The organism is Kutzneria viridogrisea DSM 43870 (genome assembly GCF_000525635.1).
Taxonomy (GTDB): Bacteria; Actinomycetota; Actinomycetes; order Mycobacteriales; family Pseudonocardiaceae; genus Kutzneria; species Kutzneria viridogrisea.
Map to the genome: position 1 here is coordinate 4,894,998 of NZ_CP007155.1, position 17,448 is coordinate 4,912,445.

At 71.5% G+C, this 17,448-nt stretch carries 16 protein-coding genes; 6 read left to right on the forward strand and 10 right to left on the reverse strand.

Annotation, left to right across the window (positions count from 1 at the left end; translation table 11 throughout):
- Nucleotides 1-279: 279 nt before the first annotated feature.
- Complete coding sequence (locus tag KALB_RS21510) at nucleotides 280-3,291, reverse strand: UvrD-helicase domain-containing protein (RefSeq protein ID WP_025357780.1); 3,012 nt, start codon at nucleotides 3,289-3,291, stop codon at nucleotides 280-282.
- Nucleotides 3,292-3,306: 15 nt separating this feature from the next.
- Nucleotides 3,307-4,863, reverse strand: coding sequence for an acyl-CoA carboxylase subunit beta (locus tag KALB_RS21515; RefSeq protein WP_025357781.1), 1,557 nt, complete (start codon nucleotides 4,861-4,863; stop codon nucleotides 3,307-3,309).
- A 17-nt stretch (nucleotides 4,864-4,880) separates the two neighbouring features.
- On the opposite strand from KALB_RS21515, the gene KALB_RS21520 reads away from it, so the two are divergent.
- Both KALB_RS21520 and KALB_RS21525 read left to right on the forward strand, forming a co-directional pair.
- The gene (locus KALB_RS21520; protein WP_025357782.1) at nucleotides 4,881-6,077 is read left to right on the forward strand and encodes a cysteine desulfurase-like protein; all 1,197 of its coding nucleotides are present in this window, start codon (nucleotides 4,881-4,883) and stop codon (nucleotides 6,075-6,077) included.
- 112 nt (nucleotides 6,078-6,189) lie between these two features.
- Entirely contained in the window at nucleotides 6,190-7,074 is an 885-nt protein-coding gene (locus tag KALB_RS21525) for a ferredoxin family protein (RefSeq protein ID WP_025357783.1), read from the forward strand.
- Here the strand turns inward: KALB_RS21525 and KALB_RS21530 are convergent, their stop codons facing one another.
- Nucleotides 7,075-7,365, reverse strand: a complete 291-nt coding sequence (locus tag KALB_RS21530) for a hypothetical protein (RefSeq protein ID WP_025357784.1) — start codon at nucleotides 7,363-7,365, stop codon at nucleotides 7,075-7,077.
- Between the two features lie 62 nt (nucleotides 7,366-7,427).
- Nucleotides 7,428-8,816: an FAD-dependent monooxygenase gene (locus KALB_RS21535; RefSeq protein WP_025357785.1), complete on the reverse strand. Its 1,389-nt coding sequence runs from the start codon at nucleotides 8,814-8,816 to the stop codon at nucleotides 7,428-7,430.
- A gap of 67 nt (nucleotides 8,817-8,883) precedes the next feature.
- Between KALB_RS21535 and KALB_RS21540 the strand changes: the two genes are divergently transcribed.
- Complete coding sequence (locus KALB_RS21540; protein ID WP_025357786.1) at nucleotides 8,884-9,504, forward strand: TetR/AcrR family transcriptional regulator; 621 nt, start codon at nucleotides 8,884-8,886, stop codon at nucleotides 9,502-9,504.
- 37 nt (nucleotides 9,505-9,541) lie between these two features.
- A complete protein-coding gene (locus tag KALB_RS21545; RefSeq protein ID WP_025357787.1) occupies nucleotides 9,542-10,351 on the forward strand; it encodes a class I SAM-dependent methyltransferase in 810 nt (269 codons plus the stop codon).
- On the opposite strand, the gene KALB_RS21550 is transcribed toward KALB_RS21545, so the two are convergent.
- Both KALB_RS21550 and KALB_RS21555 read right to left on the reverse strand, forming a co-directional pair.
- Entirely contained in the window at nucleotides 10,335-11,375 is a 1,041-nt protein-coding gene (locus KALB_RS21550) for a cytochrome P450 family protein (protein ID WP_025357788.1), read from the reverse strand. The two genes, KALB_RS21545 and KALB_RS21550, sit on opposite strands and share 17 nt — an antisense overlap.
- A gap of 66 nt (nucleotides 11,376-11,441) precedes the next feature.
- Complete coding sequence (locus tag KALB_RS21555) at nucleotides 11,442-12,035, reverse strand: TetR/AcrR family transcriptional regulator (protein ID WP_236650307.1); 594 nt, start codon at nucleotides 12,033-12,035, stop codon at nucleotides 11,442-11,444.
- Nucleotides 12,036-12,144: 109 nt separating this feature from the next.
- Here KALB_RS21555 and KALB_RS21560 point away from each other — a divergent pair, with 109 nt between their 5' ends.
- Nucleotides 12,145-12,639 (forward strand): CGNR zinc finger domain-containing protein, encoded by a 495-nt coding sequence (locus tag KALB_RS21560; RefSeq protein ID WP_025357790.1) that lies wholly within the window; start codon nucleotides 12,145-12,147, stop codon nucleotides 12,637-12,639.
- On the opposite strand, the gene KALB_RS21565 is transcribed toward KALB_RS21560, so the two are convergent.
- Nucleotides 12,615-13,655, reverse strand: a complete 1,041-nt coding sequence (locus KALB_RS21565; protein ID WP_025357791.1) for an NAD(P)/FAD-dependent oxidoreductase — start codon at nucleotides 13,653-13,655, stop codon at nucleotides 12,615-12,617. The two genes, KALB_RS21560 and KALB_RS21565, sit on opposite strands and share 25 nt — an antisense overlap.
- 101 nt (nucleotides 13,656-13,756) lie before the next feature.
- On the opposite strand from KALB_RS21565, the gene KALB_RS21570 reads away from it, so the two are divergent.
- On the forward strand, nucleotides 13,757-14,494 hold the full coding sequence (locus KALB_RS21570) for a CPBP family intramembrane glutamic endopeptidase (protein WP_025357792.1): 738 nt from the start codon (nucleotides 13,757-13,759) through the stop codon (nucleotides 14,492-14,494).
- Nucleotides 14,495-14,502: 8 nt separating this feature from the next.
- Here KALB_RS21570 and KALB_RS21575 read toward each other — a convergent pair whose 3' ends face one another.
- From KALB_RS21575 to KALB_RS21585, 3 genes are all read right to left on the reverse strand, one after another.
- Nucleotides 14,503-15,192 (reverse strand): GTP pyrophosphokinase, encoded by a 690-nt coding sequence (locus KALB_RS21575; RefSeq protein ID WP_025357793.1) that lies wholly within the window; start codon nucleotides 15,190-15,192, stop codon nucleotides 14,503-14,505.
- 87 nt (nucleotides 15,193-15,279) lie between these two features.
- Nucleotides 15,280-15,960: a YoaK family protein gene (locus KALB_RS21580; protein ID WP_025357794.1), complete on the reverse strand. Its 681-nt coding sequence runs from the start codon at nucleotides 15,958-15,960 to the stop codon at nucleotides 15,280-15,282.
- 52 nt (nucleotides 15,961-16,012) lie between these two features.
- Nucleotides 16,013-17,425, reverse strand: a complete 1,413-nt coding sequence (locus KALB_RS21585; RefSeq protein ID WP_042220641.1) for an amidase — start codon at nucleotides 17,423-17,425, stop codon at nucleotides 16,013-16,015.
- Nucleotides 17,426-17,448: the final 23 nt, after the last annotated feature.

The following is a 17,448-nucleotide window of genomic DNA, read 5'->3' on the forward strand; positions in this document are numbered from 1 at the left end:
CACCGGGCCGGTGGGGTGGACGGCACAGTGATGGGTGTCCTGCTGGCACAGGCTCCTATCAGGTCACATCCCCTGGTCTGGTGACGTGCGTGGAGGGCGAGCACGGGGGTCGGCGGATCCCTCACAAGACAGCCCACCCCCGCAGGGGGCCGGCGTCAGTGGCTTTCCGGGACAGACTCCCCACGCTCGCCATCCACACACATCATCACTGTGGCTTTCGCTGCGTTGAGCGCAGTGAAAGCCACCTTCACGGCGGGGTGGCGCTGCCCCGTGGGCTCGTTAGAACAACCTCTCCTGTTTGGGCTTGCGGCGGCGAGGTACGGCCTCGCCGAGGCGTTCGCAGTGTTCGGCGCCCACGTCGGTGAGGAAGGGTGAGGGTGCTGCCTTGCGGGTGGCGCCGTGGCGGCTGCGTTCGGCGGCGTGACTGAGGTAGAGGTGGCGCTGGGCGCGGGTCATGCCGACAAAGAACAGGCGGCGTTCCTCGTTGACCTGTTCGGGCTCGGGCTGCTCCCCCGGCCAGCGCATGGGCAGCAGTCCGTCCTCGCAGCCGACGAGGAAGACCACGGGGAACTCCAGGCCCTTGGAGGCGTGCAGGGTCAGCAGGGAGACCCGGTCGGCGCGGGGGTCCCAGGTGTCGACCTCGGCGCCGAGGGACAGTTCGGTGCGGAACTGGTCGAGGTCCTCGCCGCAGCGTTCGGCCAGGGGCATGAGCAGTTCGAGTGCGGTGTAGGCGTCCTCGTCGGTGTCGGCGATGGCCTTGGCTGCTTGGCGTACCCGGTCGCGGACGGTGCCGGTGGTGCCGACCAGGTCGAGTTCGCGTAGGAGGCGGCGTACGCCGGAGCGGTCGGTGAGCCGGTCGTGGGAGCGCTTCTGCACGGGGATGCCCGCGCGGGTGAGGGCCTCGGTGAGGGCGCGGGCCTGGGCGCTGGTGCGGTAGAGCACGGCGAAGTCGTCGAAGGACAGGCCCTGGGTGCCGTCGCTGTCCACGCGGCCGGTGTCCAGGGAGTGGAAGGAGGAGCCGCCGAGCAGTTGGTCGATGGTGCGGGCGACGAAGGCGGCCTCGGCTTGTTCGTCGACGGCGTGGTGCAGGCCGATCAGGGCGTGTTCGGGGTGGCTGCCCGCGGGGTGTAGTGCGCGGTCGGCGACGAGGGTGGTCGGGGTGATGGCCTGCACGGCGGCGGCGAGGATGTGCTTGCCGGAGCGGTAGTTGCGGGTGAGCTGTACGCGGTGGGCGGCCGGGTAGTCCTCGGTGAAGCGCAGGAAGAAGCCGACGTCGGCGCCGCGGAATCGGTAGATGGCCTGGTCGGGGTCGCCGATGGCGGTGAGGTTGCCGTGTGCGGGGCTGAGCAGGCGCAGTAGCTGGTACTGGGTCTCGTCCACGTCCTGGTATTCGTCGACGGAGATCCACTGCCAGCGGCGGCGGTAGTGCTCGACCAGTTCGGGGTCGGCGCTGAGCAGGTGCACGGGTAGTTCGACCAGGTCGTCGAAGTCGACCAGGTCCTGTTCGTGCAGGTGCTTCTTGTACAGCTCGCCGTGTTCGGCGCGTAGTTGCTCGCACTGTTGTTCGTCGGCGATGGCGAACTCGGCGGTGAGTCCGGCCTTGGCGTGGTGCTCGCGCAGGATGCGTACGCCCAGTGCGTGGAAGGTGGCCACGGTCAGGTCGCGGGCCTGCTCCCCCACCAGTGTGGCCAGGCGTTCGGTCATCTCCTCGGCGGCGCGGCGGGTGAAGGTGATGGCCAGGCACTGGTTGGCGGGCACGCCGCGTTCGGTGACCAGGTGGGCGATGCGGTGGGTGAGGGTGCGGGTCTTGCCGGTGCCGGGCCCGGCGATGATCAGCAGAGGTCCGCCGGGCACGGCCGCGGCGGCGCGCTGGTCGGGGTCCAGGCCGTCGAGCAGGGTGCCGGTGGGCTCGGGGGCCGGTGCCGGGAGCGGTGTGGGTTCCTCGGGCTCCACGGCGACCGGGGCGACGCGCTGGGGTTTCGGGGCGGGTTCGGGCGTGCCGAACAAGGTGTCGTCGAACAGGCAGGCGGTGCCGCTGGCCTTGCCGATCTCGCCGGGTTCGAACAGGCGGATGACCCCGTACTCCCCGTCGTAGCCGGCGTCGCGGATGACCTTGCCCTGGCGTAGCCGGGTGATGGCCTCGCCGAGCAGCGGGTTGCTGGCGGCGAGGTCCTCGGTGGGGACCGATTCGAGGATGGCCAGTTCGGGGCCGTGCACGGCGGTGAGGTCGGCGACCTGGCCGAGTACCTTCTTGCTCTTGGGGCCGACGCCGAGCAGTTCGCTCATGATCTCCGGCAGGGGCACGAGGCTGGAGTAGGCGGTGGCCTGGGCGGGCCGGTGGTCGGCGGGGCGGTCGGCGAGTTCCTGGATGCGGCTGAGCACGCCGACGGTCAGCGGCTTGCCGCACTCGGGGCACAGTCCGCGGTGGGCGATGGTCTCGGTGGGGTCGAACCGGACCTCGCACTTGCGGTGGCCGTCGGAGTGGTACTTGCCCTCTTCGGGGAAGAACTCGACGGTGCCGCCGAAGCCCTGGCGGGTCTCCAACGCGCGGCGCACGGCGTAGTAGTCCAGGTCGGTGTCGAACACGGTGGCCTCGCGGCCGAGCATGGGCGGTGAGTGCGCGTCGGAGTTGCTGACCAGGGTGTACTTGTCCAGGCTGGAGACGCGCCAGTTCATGGCGGGGTCGCTGGACAGGCCGGTCTCGGCGGCGAAGACGTGGTCGGCGAGGTCGGCGTAGCAGTCGGCGATGGCGTCGAAGCCGGACTTGGAGCCGAGCACGGCGAACCACGGGGTCCACACGTGGGCGGGTACGAGGTAGGCGCCGTCCCCGCTCTCCAGGGTGATCTCCAGCAGGTCGCGGGAGTCCAGTCCGAGGATGGGGCGGCCGTCGCTGCCCAGGTTGCCGATCTTGCCGAGTCTGCGGTTGAACTCGGCCGCGGCGGCGAAGTCGGGCATGTAGATCAGGTGGTGCACCTTGCGGGTGCGGTCGTCGCGCTTGTAGATGGTGGAGATCTCCACCGACAGCATGAAGCGCACGTCGGCCACGCAGCTGGGCGGCAGGGTGCGGGCGATGTCGCGGTCCAGCTCGGGGCGTAGCCGGAACAGGCCGGGCTCGGCCGGTTCCAGGGTTTCGGTCAGGTGGTCGTACCAGGCTGGGTGGGTGAAGTCCCCGGTGCCGACCAGGCTGATGCCCTTGCGCTGGGCCCACCAGGTGAGGTGCTCCAGGTCGCAGTCCCGGCTGCAGGCCCTGGAGTACTTGCTGTGGATGTGCAGGTCGGCGTAGAAGCGCACCGGTCCGATAGTGCACTACGGCCTGCTCCCCCATGCTGGCGGCCCCAGCAGTTCGGGTAGCAGCCGGTAGGCGTCGTGTACCCAGTCGCAGAGCAGGGCGCGGGTGTCGCGGGGGTCGATGAGGTCCTGCACGCCGAAGTGCTCGGCGGTGCGGAACGGGGAGGCGATGGCGCTGAGCTGGGCGTGGATGCGGTCGAGCTCGGCGGCGGGGTCGGGGCTGGTGGCCAGTTCGGCGCGGAAGGCGGCCTCGATGCCGCCCTTGGCGGGCAGTGAGCCCCAGTCCCCGGAGGGCCAGGCCCAGCCGCGGTGGACGCGGTGGCGGTTGACGATGCCCGCGCCGCCGACCCCGTAGACGCGGCGCAGGATGACCTCGGCCTGGGGCACGCGGGCCTGGTAGACGGTGGCGATGGCGCGGGCCCCGGCGCGCAGGGTGCCCGCGCGTTCGGCGGCCGGGCCGATGGTCATGCCCGCCTGGTCGGTGAGGCTGACGATGGGCAGGTGGAAGGTCTCGCAGAGCTCCACGAGCCGGGTGAGGGCCTGGGCGCCGGTGGCCGAGAGGGTGCCGCCGCGGTAGGGGTCGGTGGCGAGCACGCCGACGGGGTGGCCGTCCAGCCGGGCCAGTGCGGTGACGGTGGCGCCGCCGTACTCGGCGTAGCGGAACACCGAGCCGGTGTCGAACACGGCGTCCAGGATCGGCTGGATCCGGTAGGGGCGGCGGGGGTCGCGGGGCACGGCGGAGAGCAGTGACTCCTCGCGGCGGTCGGCGGGGTCGGCGCCCGCGGTGGCCGGCGGCAGGGCGTGCACGCTGTCGGGCAGGTAGGACAGGAACTGGCCGATGACGGTGAAGGCCTCGTCCTCGCTGGTCACGACGCGTTCCACCGAGCCGTTGCGGCGGTGGATGTCGGTGCCGCCGAGTTCGTCCTTGCTGACCTGCTCCCCTGTGCCGCCGCGCACCACGGGTGGTCCGGCGACGAAGAGCTGGGCCAGGCCGTCCACGAAGACGCACAGGTGGGACATGACCGCGCGGGCGGCGCCCAGCCCCACGACGGGGCCGAGGCAGGCCGCGACCACGGGCACGGTGGACAGGTTGTGCACGACGTGGTCCCAGCCGGGGTTGACCGGGACGTAGGTGAAGCCGGACTGGGCGGCCATCTTGACGCTGCCCCCGCCGCTGGCCCCGTCGAGCAGGCGGATCAGCGGCAGCCGGTACTGGCCGGCGAGCTGTTCGGAGTAGATCTGCTTGGCGTAGATCATGGCGTCGCCGGAGCCGCCGCGGACGGTGAAGTCGTCGGCGCCCAGCACCACCTTGCGGCCGTGCACGCGGGCGGTGCCGGTAACGAAGTTGGCGGGCTGGATGGTGTCCAGGCTGCCGTCCTCGCCGTAGGTGCCGAACCCGGTGAGGGCGCCGATCTCCTGGAAGCTGCCGGGGTCGGCGAGCCGGTCGATGCGTTCGCGCACGGTGCGGCGTCCGCTGCTGTGCTGGCGGGCGATCTTGTCGGGTCCGCCGAGCTGGGCGGCCAGTGCGCGGCGGCGCTCGATCTCCTCGACGGCGGATGTCCAGTCCTCGGTCACGCCGTTAGTTTCGCTTGGTGACCTATGACGTGAGCAAGGTTCGTGCGGGATATCCGGCGCTGGCCGACGGCCACGCGTACCTGGACGGGGCGGCGGGCACGCAGCTGCCTGGGTCGGTGATCGAGGCGATCGCGGGGGCCTACCGGGCAGGTCTGGGCAATGTGGGCGGCGTGTTCCCGGCCAGTGGGCGGGCAGACCGGATCGTGGCGGACTGCCGTGCGGCGGTGGCCGATCTGGTCGGTGGGCGGCCTGAGGGGGTGGTGCTGGGGCCGAACATGACCACGCTGACCTACCGGTTGGCCAACACGCTGGCGGCGGGCTGGGCGCCCGGGGACGAGGTGGTGCTGTCCCAGTTGGACCACGACGCCAACGTGCGGCCGTGGGTGCAGGCGGCGGCGCGGGCGGGTGCGGTGGTGCGCTGGGCGCGGATCGACCCGGTGACCGGTGAGCTGCCGGTGGAGCAGTACGCCGACCTGGTCGGCGAGCGGACCCGGCTGGTGGCGGTGACGGCGGCCAGCAACGTGTTGGGCACGCGGCCTCAGGTCGCGGCGATCACGGCGCGGGCGGCGGCGGTGGGTGCGCTCAGCTACGTGGACGGGGTGCACGCGACCCCGCACGCGCCGGTGGACGTGGCCGAGTTGGGCGCGGACTTCTACGCCACCAGTGCCTACAAGTGGGCTGGGCCGCACGTGGGCGCGGTCGTCGCCGACCCGGAACTGCTGGCGGGCCTGCACCCGGACAAGCTGGCCAGTTCCGCCGAGGAGGTGCCAGGCCGGTTCGAGTGGGGTACCACTGCGTTCGCCGACCTGGCCGGGGTCACCGCGGCGGTGGAGCACCTCGCGGCGCTGACCGAGGCCACCGGGTCGCGCCGTGAGCGGGTCCTGGCCTCGATGGCCGAGGTGGAGCGGTACGAGCAGGGGCTGTTCGCGATGCTGCTCGAGGCGGTGTCGGGCATGGACCGGGTCCGGGTGTACGGGTCGGCGGCCTCGCGCACCGCGACCCTGTACTTCACCGTGGCGGGCCGCACCCCGGGGCAGGTCGCGCGGGAGTTGGCGCGGCGGCGGATCAATGTGTGGCATGGCCACAACTACGCGTGGGAGACGACCGGGGCGCTGGGCATCCGCGAGGCGGGCAGCGCGGTGCGGGCCGGGTTGGTCCACTACAACGACCGGTCGGAGGTGGACCGGCTGATCGAGGCCCTGGGTGAGCTGTGACCTGTCATGAAAGTGCCGTTTCGGACATCTGATGTCTCGAACGGCACTTTCATGACAGGGTCCCCGCGGACTTGTCGGTGTCCGTCACTCGCTCGGCGGTACCCTCCGCAGGATGGGTGAACTGACCGGCACGTGTTCGGCGCTGTCCCAGACGCTGGGCGAGCCGCAGGCGGGCACGGCCGCGGTGGCCAGTACCTGGCTGTGCCTGGAGCAGCCTGGGCCGTGGGGCGCCGAGGCGTTGCACGAGAGCCGGTTGGACTCGGGGCTGGCGGCCGAGTTGGCCGCCCGCGCCAAGGGCACCGGGGTGCGCATCGCGCTGATCCGCCGCCCTGGTGGCCGTGGCGAGCGTGAGGACGTGCGGCAGGTGCTGCTGGCCTGCACGCTGCCCGGGGCGAGTTGGCTGGAGCGGGTGGAGCTGTCCGAGCCCAAGCAGCTGCTGGACCTGGACTTCGAGGCCGCGGGCAACGGGGAGCCGGTTGGTTTCGGGCAGCGCTGCGCGGAGCCGGTGCTGCTGGTGTGCACCAACGGGCGCCGGGACGTGTGCTGCGCGGTGCGCGGGCGGCCGGTGGCCCGTGACCTGGCCGGGGAGTTTCCCGGCCAGGTCTGGGAGACCACGCACACCGGCGGTCACCGGTTCGCGCCGACCGGGGTGCTGCTGCCCACCGGCTACGCCTACGGCCGCCTCGACCAGGCCGCCGGTCGGCGGTTGCTGGTCTCGGCGGCCCAGGGCGTGGTGGAACTGGCCGACTGCCGTGGCCGGTCGGCCTTCTCCCGTGCGGGGCAGGTCGCCGAACTCGCGGTGCGCGCACTTGTCGGTGAACGCAATCCCGAGGCGCTGGACGTGGATTCCGGCACGGTGGTGCGGCACGTGGACGGACGGCATTGGCGGGTGCACATCAGCTCGCGCGAACTCACCCCGGCGCGGTCGACCAGTTGTGGCAAATCGGCCGCGGTGCCGGTGGCATTCGAGGTCGAGGCGATCGAGCGGATCGACTAGCTAACCGGCTCGCAACCATTCGGTTCCGTCTCCGTCACCGGAAATCAACCCGGCGGCGTCGCGCACGTCGGTGACCAGCCGAAGAACCTGTTCGGGTGGTGCTCCGAGTTCGATGGCGGACTCCACGATTTCATGCATAATCTGCTGTGCGACACCCAGCAGAGCCGCGGCGGCGGTCAGCCGCTCGGCCACCTCGGGGGCCAGTGCCGCGTTTGTGCACACGACATCGCCTCCGAGCACGTAGACCACGTCCACCAGCACGGACGTGCTCGGCACCTGGTCGTCGACCATAGTTTCGAGGATCGCACAGGACACACCGAAATCTCTCGCCCGAATGGGTGAAATGCGGTGAGTCAATTGACGACTGGGTCCCCGAACCAGGTGAACAACGCCTTTTCCAGGCCCACCCACTCCCCTGTTCCCGCCCAGGCCACGTAGCCATCCGGGCGGATGAGCACTGCGGTCTCCACCGCGGAATCGACCCGCAACTCGACACGATCGGACCACCCGGCGAGGTGTTCACCGAGTTCCGCCGGACCCACCAGTACCGCCTTGCCCGCACTGAGATCCCCGCACACGGGAGCGAATCGCCCGGCGAGTTCGTGCGAATCGGGGACTCGCGGGTCGTGCCGGATGTCGGCGAAGGCGAGCATCGAACCGAGTTTCACACACACCTCGGGCAGGTCCATCAGCTCCGACATCAGTTCGCGCATGGCGAGGTGGTGCGGATCGGGGTTCATCATGGCCAACTGCGCGCGGGTGTTGCTCAGCACGCGGGCGCCGACGGGGTGCTGCTCGCTGGTGTAGGTGTCCAGCAGCTCGGCGGGCGCCCAGCCGTGCACCGTGGCGGCCAGCTTCCACCCGAGGTTGACCGCGTCGTGGATGCCCAGGTTCAGCCCCTGGCCGCCCCAGGGGGCGTGCACGTGCGCGGCGTCCCCGGCCAGCAGCACGCGGCCACGCCGGTAGCCGGGCACCTGGCGGGTGTTGTCGGTGTAGCGCGAGAGCCACTTGCCCTCGGTGATGCGGGCACGCACCCCGGTGACCCGCTCCAGGCTGTCCTCCAACTCGCCCGCGGTGACCGGGGCGTCCCGGTCGGTGGGCGGGCCGTCGAACTCCACGGTCAGCAACCGCGGGCCAGGCCCGTTGACGAACACCCCGCGCGGGGTGTGGTTCCAGCTCTTGGGCAGCGACTCCGCGCCCTCCAGCGTGACGATGCCCTGGCGGCAGGTCACCGTCGGGTCGGTGCCGGGGAACTCGAACCCCGCGAGCTTGCGCACCGCGCTCCGCCCACCGTCGCAGCCGACCAGATACCGCGCGCGGATCGTGCCGCCGGAGGTGTGCACCCGCACGCCCTGCTCGTCCTGGTCCAGACCGGTGACCTCCTGCTCGCGCCGCAGGTCCACCCCCAGCTCCAGTGCGCGGGCCTGCAACATGCGCTCGATCTGCACCTGCATGACGATCACCGCGCCGGGCTCGCCGCGCTCGGGCACCTCCAGCTTCGTGATGCCCGCGAAGTGCCCGGCCACCCCGGGCGGCAGCGGGATCACGCCCTCGACCCGGTGCAGCAGCCCTCGCATGGTCAGCACCTGCATCGTGCGCAGGGTGATCGACCCCGCCTTGAGCTGCTCCACCGGGGCGGGCTCGCGCTCCACCACCGTCACCGCGACCCCGTTCAGCGCCAGCTCGCAGGCCAGCATCAGGCCGACCGGTCCACCCCCGGCCACCACCACGTCCACTGTCATGAGCCAAACTTAGACTGAGTACAAATTTATGACAAGTACATGCGTTGACCCGACCTAAGATGAACCGGTGGACCCCGACCTGCCGCTGCGCGAGCGCAAGAAGCTCCAGACCCGCAAGCACATCTCCGACGTGGCCACGCGGCTGTTCGTGCAGCACGGCTTCGAGGCGGTCACCGTGGCCGAGGTGGCCGCCGCCGCCGAGGTGTCGAAGATGACCGTGTTCAACTACTTCTCCAGCAAGGAGGACCTGATCTTCGACGACCTGCCGCTGGTGGCCAGGCGGGTCGCCCAACTGGTCCGCGACCGGCCGCGGGGGCAGTCGGTGGTGGAGACCTTCCGGCAGGACTTCCTCGCCTCGCTCGAACCGCACGACCTGGCCGAGGGCGTGCGCCGCAACAGCGTGCTGCATCCCGACACCGTGCACTTCTGGCGGACCGTGCAGAACAGCCCCGCCCTGCGCGCCCGCGAACGCGAGTCCGCCGAGCAGATGGTGGAGGTCGTGGCCGAGGCACTGGGCGGCACCCTGGCCGACCGGCTCGCCGCCGCCCAGATCGGCGCCGTGCTCGGCGTGCTGCACGGCGAGATCCGCCGCCTGCTGCTGGCGGGCCAGGACAGCGAGCAGATCCGCGCGGTGATCGTGCCCGCCGCCGAGTCGGCCTTCGACACACTGGCCCGGGCCCTCAACTGACCGACTGACGGCACTACCTGACAGGGGACGTGAACCGATGTACGAGAACACGGCGGCACTGGGGTTCGACAACAACTCGGCCGAGTCGGTCAACCAGCACCGGGTGCTCAGCGAGATGCTCGACGCGCACACCACCTCCGCCCTGGCCGGTACCGGTGTCGGCCAGGGCTGGCGGTGCTGGGACATCGGCGCGGGCGGTGGGTCGATCTCACGGTGGCTGGCGGCCCGGGGTGCCGAGGTGCTGGCCACCGACATCAAGCCCCAGCACGTGACCGGTGACTTCGAGATCCGGCAGCACAACGTCCGCGAGGACCCGATCCCCGTTGCCGAGTTCGACCTCATCCACGCCCGGTTGGTGCTGATGCACCTGCCCGAGCGCGAGGCGGTGCTGCGCGCGCTCACCGGTGCGCTCAAGCCCGGCGGCACACTGGTCCTCGGGGAGTTCCTGTGCCCCAGCGACGACCTCGTCCGGCAGGCGCCCGACGAGCGCTCGGCGCGGTTGGTCCGCAAGTTCAACGCGGCGATGCGCGTGCTGGTCACCGCGGCTGGCTGCGACTGGTCCTGGGCCGCCAGGGTGCCCGAGGCCATGCGGGAGGCCGGGCTCGAACGGGTCGAGGTCAGCGAGTACCGGGAGGACGTGGCGGGCGGTAGCCCGGCCATGCTGCTCAACTTCACCAACAGCCACCAGCTGGGCGATCAGCTGGTGGCGGTCGGCGAGATCACCCAGGACGAGCTCACGGCCCTGCGTCCGCTCCTGCTGGACCCCAGGTTGGTCGCCAGGTCCTACCTGCTGCTGACCACGGTCGGACGCCGTCCGGCAGCTGAGACCCTCACCCCGTCAGCGTGACCGGCAGCGCGGTGAGCCGACTGCCCTGGATCCCGCCCAGGTGGACCTCGCGCAGGTCCTCGAACGGCACGGCGAGGCGGGCCCGCGGGAACTCGGTGCGCAGCACGTGCAGCACGGCGCCCAGTTCGGCCAGCGCGAGCTGGGCGCCGACGCAGTAGTGCTGGCCGCCGCCGAAGGTCAGGTCGTGGCCCTCGGCGTTGAGGCCCGCGATGTCGATCAGCACCGCGGCGCGTGCGGGCAGCGGCACACCGGCGAGTTCGACCTCGGTGCTGGTGAACCGCCACAGCGTGAACGGGGCGGGCGGGTGCTGTCGCAGGGTCTGCCCGACGAGGTCCTCCTCGCCGATCCGACCGTGCAGGGCGTGCGCGAGCAGGTAGCCCAGCGCGGCCTCGGTGGTGACCTGCCCGGCGAAGATCAGCCCGAACAGCAGGTAGTGCAGCTGCGGGTCGGTGATCCGCTCCGGCAGCCGCTCACGCAGCTCGGCGGCCAGCCCGGCACCGCCCGCGGCGGCGGCCAGTTCCAGGTACGAGGCGATGGCGGCGCCGCGCTGGCCGGGATCGCCGCCGACCAGGAGCTGGCTGGCGGCGGTGGCCTGGTCGAGCCGGTCCAGTGGCACGCCGAGCAGTTCGAGCAGCACGGTGAGCGGGTAACGGCTGGTGAAGTCGGCGACCAGGTCCACCGTGCCGGTACCGAGCCCGGTGAGCAGCTCGCGGGCGATCTCGGTGATCCGGTCGGCGTGCGCCCGCACCCGGCGGGCACTGAACAGCGGGGCGTGCGCGCGGCGCAGGAGCACGTGCTCCGGACCGTCCACAGTGGTCAGTGAGAGGTGCTCGGCCGCGGTCGGTTCGAGGCCGACCTCGCGCGGATCCCAGTGCGGCGGCGCGTATGCCGGGTCCTTGACGATGCGCGGATCGATCAGCACCTGCCGAGCGAGGGACGGTTCGGTGACGATCCACACCGGACCGTCGACGCACACGACGGGGCCGGCGGGACGGGGCTGGGTCAGACCGCGAGGAGTGGACATGCCCGCAGTGTCAGGCCGCAGGCAGGTGCAGTAGTAGCGTTCCGAGATCGTCTCGTGATGATCTCGTTATCCTTCGCGGCTGCGCGGGGCCTCGTCCTCGGCCGCGCGCTTGGGCACGGCGGCGGCGAACACACCCAGGCCCAGCGCGTACGGATCGTCCAGCCCGATCTGGCGCAGCACCTGCGGCGGCAGGGCCAGCAGGGAGAGCGAGAGCCCCAGCAGGTAGGCGTCGAGCACACCCACGTCCCGCCCGGTGGAGGGCAGCCCGGCCACCTGGTGCAGGTCGGCGGCGGACTCGGCGTTGGCCAGGGCCATCTCGCCCAGCGCCGTGCGTACCCCCGGCCGCCGCACCGCCTCCAGGTACAGCTCCGCCATGGCCAGCATCTGCGTGGGGTCGTCCACCGCACGGTGCAGCAGCGCCGGGTACAGCTCGCTGACCTGTCCCGCGGTCACCGAGGACGGGGTGGTCAGCCGCAGCCGTTCCACCGCGGCCCGGTGTTGCTCGGCCATGCGGCGCGCGGCGGCCTCCAGCAGGGAGTCGCGGCTGGGGAAGTAGTTCTTCGTGGTCCCCATGGGCACCTCGGCCTCGCGGTCCACCGCCCGGTGGGTCAGCCCCCGGCCGCCCTCCCTGGCCAGCACCGCGATGGCCGCGTCACCCAAAACCGCACGTCGCGAGCCCCGAGACCGTTGATCTTCAACCACGGGTTCACCCTAGCTGTGGTACCACGCCTGTGGTGACTCGGGGTCGATCTTGTGCTGTCATGGGTGAGTGGACTTCTCCCCTTACGGCGGTGTGGGCGCGCGGCTGGCCGCCGAGCTGGCCAACGCCACCCCGGAACGGCTCGACGCGGTGGTCGACGCGCACTACCCCGCGCACGAGCTGACCCACGCCGAGGTCTGGCAGCTGGCCCGCTGGGCGCAGCGGCTGCGCGAGGTGTTCACCGGGCCCGACAGGGTGGAGCTGGTCAACGCGCTGCTGGCCGAGTCCGCGTGCCGCCCCTACATCTCCTGCCACGACGGCAAACCACCGCACCTGCACTACGCCCAGGAGACCGACGACCTGGTGACCCGGATCCGCGGGTTCACCGCGGCGGGCCTGGCCCACGTGGTGTGCGAGGACGCCGGGCGGCTGGGCGCGTGCGGGCGGGCCGGCTGCGCCGAGGTGTTCGTGGACACCTCCCGCAACGGCCTGCGCCGGTTCTGCACCACCCGCTGCGCGAACCGGGTCTACGTGGCCGCCTACCGCGCCAGGTCCGGGGAGTAGGCCGCCAGGTCCAGGCCCGGGTCCTCGCCCACCGCGAGCCGCGCGGCCAACTCCCCCGCGTACGGCCCGACCGTCAGCCCGGTCGCGCCCATGCCGGTGGCCACCACCACGTCACCGATCCGGCCCAGCACTGGCAGTCCGGTGTCGCTGGCGGGCCGGAACCCGACGCGGGTCTCCAGCAGTTCGGCAGCGGCCAGTCCCGGCGCCACGTGCAGCGCCTCGGTCAGCACCTGGGCCTGGCCCGCGACCGTGACCCGGTGCTCGAAGCCCGCCCCGGTCTCCCGCGTGGCACCGGCCACCACCCGCGAGTCGGGGAACGCCAGCAGGTAGTGGTGCCGTGGCGCCTGCACCACCGGCCACCGGTCGGTGTCCACACCGGACAGTCGCAGGTGGCTGATCTGCCCGCGCTGCGGGGAGACCGGCAGCGCGGGTACCAGCTCGGCGCTCCACGCACCGGCGGCCACCACCGTCACGTCCACCGGCTCGCCCAGCCGTGCCAGGCCCTCGCGGCGCCGTGCCCCGTGCCGCACCGCCGCGCGCAGCAGCACGTCCCGCACCCTGCGGCCGTCCACACGGGACACTCCGGTGGCGTGCACGGCGGCCCACCGCTCGTGCAGCGCCGGGAACAGCGCCCGCGCCTCGCCCGGTCCGAGCCTGCTCACCTCACCGACAGGGTCGGCCGCCGCCCGGCGCGCCAGGCGGTCCGCCACCGCGTCCAGCACCGCGGGGTCCTGCTCGACCACCATGCCGCCGACCCGCGTGAAGCCCAGATCCGGTTCTCCGTCCTCGGCCAGCACCGCGGCCAGCTCCGGGTAGTACCGCGCACCCGCCGAGGCGAACCGGTACCAGTCCGGGTCCTCGTTCGCCGACAGCCACGGGCCCACTATGCCCGCTCCCGCCGACGTGGCCTGCCCGCGATCACCGCGGTCGGCCACCTCCACGTCCACTCCGCGCACCGCCAGGTGGTACGCCACGCTCGCGCCGACAATGCCCGCGCCAATCACCAGTACACGCATGCCACCAGCCTGCCCGGACCACCGTGCCCGGCGTGTCAGTACCTACTACATCAGACCCCTTACCGTTGGTGGTGTCCGCTGACCACCCGCGGGAGGCTGTTGTGCGGCGAGCCCCACTGGCGTTCATCCTGCTCACCGCAGCACTGACCGTGCCGGTCGTGCTGCTCGGCGGTGCTCCACTGCCGATCGACGTGAACGTGCCGGTCGCCTCGCTCGCGGCGTTCGTACCCGCGACGGTCGCGTTGCTGCTACTGGGGCGGGAACACTCCCCGGTGGGCGCGTTCCTGCTGCGCTGTGTGGATCCCCGCGTGGTGCGCCCACGTCGCTGGCTACTGGTGGCGCTACTGCTGCCGGTGCTGCTGCTCGCGGTGTCCTGGGTGTTCTCCCCGCCCGCGCCGACACCCGCGCTCTCCCCGGTCCTGCTGCTGCTCGCGGTGCTGTTCTTCGCCTCGGCTGTCGGTGAGGAGACCGGGTACACCGGCTACCTGCTGGCACCGCTGCGCGAGCGGTTCGGGCCGGTGCGGGCGGCGTTGCTGATCGGCACGTTCTCCGCGCTGCTGCACTCGCTGGGCTGGACCGTGCAGACCGGGCACAGCCTGACCTGGGCAGCCGGGATGGCGCTGAACACGATCGCCTCGCGGGTGCTCATCGTGTGGCTGTGCGAGCGGGGTGGCCGCAGCGTGCTGCCCGCGGTGCTGTTCCACCTGATGGTGAACATGACCAGCCTGGTCTTCCCCGAGCAGTTCAACCCGGTGGTGTCCGGGGTGGCCGCGACCGCGCTCGCGGTGTTGGTGTCGATCCGAGGTGGCTGGCGCGGGCGGACGAGGAGCGGCGCGTGACCGCGCGGTCAGCCGCCCTGCCCCAGCACGGCCGGGTTCACCGGATCCCCCAATTCGTCCACCGGGCCGCGAAGGCGCTGGTGGAGGTCCTCCATCCGGGAATCGAGGTGGGCGGCGAGCCCGGCCGCGTTCGCCAGTTCGGTGGCGAAATCGGTCGGCACCTGGCTCTCGTACTTGTAGAAGAGCTTGTGTTCCAGGGTTGCCCAGAAATCCATTGCGATGGTGCGCAACTGCACCTCGACCTTGACCCGTTCGACGCGATCGGAGAGGAACACCGGAATGCGCACGATCAGGTGCAGGCTGCGGTATCCGTTGTCCTTCGGCGTAGCGATGTAGTCCTTGCGGCGCAACAGTTCGACGTCATCCTGCCGGGTGAGCATCTCCGCGACGCTGTAGACGTCGGAGACGAACGGGCACACCACCCGCACCCCGGCCACGTCGTCGAGGCCCTCGGCAATCGCCGCCAGGTCCGGGGCCAGCCCGCGCCGACGTGCCTTCACCTCGATCGCCTCGGGACGCTTGACCCGGCTGGTGATGTGCTCGATCGGGTCGTGCCGGTGGGCGAGGTCGAATTCCTCACTCAGGATCCGGAGCTTGGTCATGAGCTCCTCGATGGCGAACTTGTACAGCATCAGGAACCCGGGACGCTGCCGGACCAGGTCCGCCAAGCCCTCGTGCTCCAACACCTCGCCACTCATCGCGCTTCGTTGCCCTCCACTCCAGCCGAACACCAACAGTACCCGTTGGCCCAGGTGCGAATGCCCAGCCCCAATTCGTCGTGGGTTTCAGCCGACCTCTGCCTGTGCCCTGTCGATGTGGAAGTACGTGTACGTACTGACGAGTGCGCACACGACAGTGGTGGCCAGCAGGAGTTGGGCGCCACTGGTCACCACGGCGAGAATCCCGCCCACCACCGCTCCGACGAGGAACGAGAGATAGACGAGGGCGTAACCGAGCCACTCGAAGACACCGCCACCGCTGATGTGCCGCTCGATGCCCTGACCGAGTTTCACCAAGGTGCCCGTGACGTAACTGAGCGGGATGGACACCTCGCCGTTTCGCACGAACGAGACGTTGAGCGCTCCCATACCGAAGGAGATCAGCAGGATCGGGGTGAACGTGACCTCACGCCCGGTCCAGCCGTTCACCTCCAGATCGATCATGGTCGAGAGCACCAGTGCCGCGGTGGTCAGCACGCTGGCCCCGTGCGGATGGCGTTTCCACAGGTGACGGCGCAGCAGCGAGGCGACCACGACGCCGACGAGGAATGCCGCGATCAGCGACAGCGAGGCCAGGGCCAGCTGGGGCGCTTCGGTGAAGTACCCCAGAACGGCACGCTCCGTGTTTCCTGTCATGAACGTGACAAAATATCCAGAACTGTGGGTGAACGCGGTCGCACCCGTCATCCCGGCAAGTCCGGACAGCACCCAGGACAGGGTTGTTTCGCTGTCGAAACGTCGAAGCATGGCGCGACCCTACTGGATAAGATCAACAAACCGCCGAGTGGAGGAACCGCCGTCACGACATCGCCGGGCGCTGGTCCGCCCACGGCCGGGCCTGCTCGACCTGGGCCGCCAGCGACAGCAGGGTGCACTCGTCGTGCGGGCGGCCGACCAGCTGCACCGCCAGCGGCAGGCCCTCGGGGCTGAACCCGGCGGGCACCGAGGCCGCCGGGTTGCCCGCGATGTTCCACAGCGGCAGGAACCCGGTGTACTGGTTGGCCAGGACGAGGGCCAGCGGTGTCGGCTTGTCCTGCCACTCGCCCACCCGCAGCGGCAACCGGGTCAGCGTGGGGGTGAGCAGCACCTCGGCGTGGTCGAAGACCCGGTTGGCGGTGGCCGACAGCCGTTCGCCGAACCGCCGCGAGCGGGCCACCAGGCCCCGAGGCAGCAGGCGGCCCAGCGCGGCGACCTGCCGGGTGCGCCGTTCCAGCGACTCGGGCCGGTCGAGTGCGGCCACGCCCTCGGCGGCGCTGCCCAGGTAGCGCGGCGCCAGGCCGAACAGGCTGGTCGGGTCCAGGTACTCCGGGTCGCGCGGCACCACCTCGTGGCCGAGCTCGGTGAGCAGCCGCGCGGTGTCGACCACTGCCTGGCGCACCACCGGGTCCACCGGCACGCCCACGCCCCACGGCTTGAGCGACAGGGCGATGCGCAGCCTCGGCGGTGGGGTGTCGGCGGCGGTGACGAAGCTGGTCCTCGGCGGGATCGCGGCCACCGGGTCGCTGGGCAGGCTGCCGCGGATCTGGTCGGCCACCAGCGCCCAGTCCCGCACGTGCCGGGTGATCGGCCCGGCGGCCACCATGCCGGTCCACTCCTCGCCCAGCGGGTGCAGCGACACCCGCCCGCGCTGCGGCTTGAGCCCGAACAGGCCCGTGCAGGCCGCCGGGATGCGGATGGACCCCGCCCCGTCCGTACCGATCGCGGCACCGGCCAGGCCCGCCGCCACCGCTGCCGCCGACCCACCGCTGGAACCGCCCGGGGTGTGCCCCGTCGACCACGGGTTGCGCGTGGCCCCGGCGGAGGCCGACTCGGTGAACGGCCACAGCCCCAGTTCCGGCATGCGCGTGCGGCCGATGATCACCGCTCCCGCCGCGCGCAGCCTGCGGACCACCTCCGAGTCGGCGGCCTCCACCGTGCGCACCGAGTCGGTGCCCGTGGTCGTCGGCAGCCCGGCCAGCGCCAGGTCCTCCTTGACCGCGATCGGCACGCCCAGCAGTGGGGCGTCCTCGCCGTGCGCGCGGCGCTCGTCGGCCTCGCTGGCCGCCTGCCGGGCCTGGTCGGCGAACACCAGTCGGTAGGCGTTGAGCTCGCGGTCGTGCCGTTCGATGCGGGCCAGCAGCGCATCGGTCAGTTCGCGGGCGGACAGCTCGCCCGAACGCAGCAGTTCGGCCTGTGCGGCCGCTCCGGCGAAGCACACCTCGACCAGGTCCATGCCCCGACCCTAGGGCCCGTGCG

Bases quoted from the DNA above. Each gene is read 5' to 3' on its own strand.
- KALB_RS21525 (WP_025357783.1), top strand. From the start codon at position 6,190: ATGGGTGAACTGACCGGCACGTGTTCGGCGCTGTCCCAGACGCTGGGC.
- KALB_RS21530 (WP_025357784.1), bottom strand. From the start codon at position 7,365: ATGGTCGACGACCAGGTGCCGAGCACGTCCGTGCTGGTGGACGTGGTC.
- KALB_RS21535 (WP_025357785.1), bottom strand. From the start codon at position 8,816: ATGACAGTGGACGTGGTGGTGGCCGGGGGTGGACCGGTCGGCCTGATG.
- KALB_RS21545 (WP_025357787.1), top strand. From the start codon at position 9,542: ATGTACGAGAACACGGCGGCACTGGGGTTCGACAACAACTCGGCCGAG.
- KALB_RS21550 (WP_025357788.1), bottom strand. From the start codon at position 11,375: ATGTCCACTCCTCGCGGTCTGACCCAGCCCCGTCCCGCCGGCCCCGTC.
- KALB_RS21565 (WP_025357791.1), bottom strand. From the start codon at position 13,655: ATGCGTGTACTGGTGATTGGCGCGGGCATTGTCGGCGCGAGCGTGGCG.
- KALB_RS21575 (WP_025357793.1), bottom strand. From the start codon at position 15,192: ATGAGTGGCGAGGTGTTGGAGCACGAGGGCTTGGCGGACCTGGTCCGG.
- KALB_RS21580 (WP_025357794.1), bottom strand. From the start codon at position 15,960: ATGCTTCGACGTTTCGACAGCGAAACAACCCTGTCCTGGGTGCTGTCC.
- KALB_RS21585 (WP_042220641.1), bottom strand. From the start codon at position 17,425: ATGGACCTGGTCGAGGTGTGCTTCGCCGGAGCGGCCGCACAGGCCGAA.